This is a genomic window from Burkholderia sp. 3C, from assembly GCF_054589155.1.
The window spans coordinates 315,762-316,553 of sequence record NZ_BAAILN010000044.1 but is presented as its reverse complement, the minus strand read 5'-3'; the positions used below and the strand labels follow the sequence as shown (position 1 = coordinate 316,553).

Sequence of the window (792 nt, the reverse complement as noted above, 5' to 3'; positions counted from 1 at the left end):
AAAAATGGCGCCGCGGGTTCACACCCGCGGCGCCATTTTTATCGACGCTTTATTGACGCGATGCCGCGGCGGGTCGCCCCGCCGCCGCCCGACGTGCCGTCAAGCCTTGACGGTGTCGGCCACTTCCTTGAAATCTTCGATCTGGTCGAAGTTCATGTACTGGTAGATCTTGTCGCTGTTGGCCGTCAGCACGCCCATGTCGGCCATGTACTCTTCCTTGGTCGGGATCTTGCCCAGACGCGAGCAGATCGCCGCCAGTTCCGCCGAGCCCAGATACACGTTGGTGTTCTTGCCCAGACGGTTCGGGAAGTTGCGGGTGGAGGTGGACATCACGGTCGCGCCTTCGCGCACCTGGGCCTGGTTGCCCATGCACAGCGAGCAGCCCGGCATTTCGGTGCGCGCGCCGGCCGTGCCGAACACGCCGTAGTGGCCTTCCTCGGTCAGTTGCTTCTGGTCCATCTTGGTCGGCGGAGCGACCCACAGCTTGACCGGAATGTCGCGCTTGCCTTCGAGCAGCTTCGACGCCGCGCGGAAGTGACCGATGTTGGTCATGCACGAACCGATGAACACTTCGTCGATTTTCGCGCCGGCCACGTCCGACAGCGTCTTCACGTCGTCCGGATCGTTCGGGCAGGCCACGATCGGCTCGTGGATGTCGGCCAGATCGATTTCGATGACGGCCGCGTATTCGGCGTCCGCATCCGGCTGCAGCAGTTGCGGGTCGGCCAGCCATTGCTGCATGGCGTCGATGCGGCGTTGCAGGCTGCGCGGGTCCTGGTAACCCTCGGCGAT

At 63.8% G+C, this 792-nt stretch carries 1 protein-coding gene; it reads right to left on the bottom strand.

Going from position 1 to position 792, the window contains the following annotated elements; all coding sequences use genetic code 11:
- Window positions 1-99 precede the first annotated feature (99 nt).
- On the bottom strand, window positions 100-792 hold a 693-nt coding region (locus ACYP33_RS07755), incomplete at its 5' end, for an aconitase family protein (RefSeq protein ID WP_459620803.1).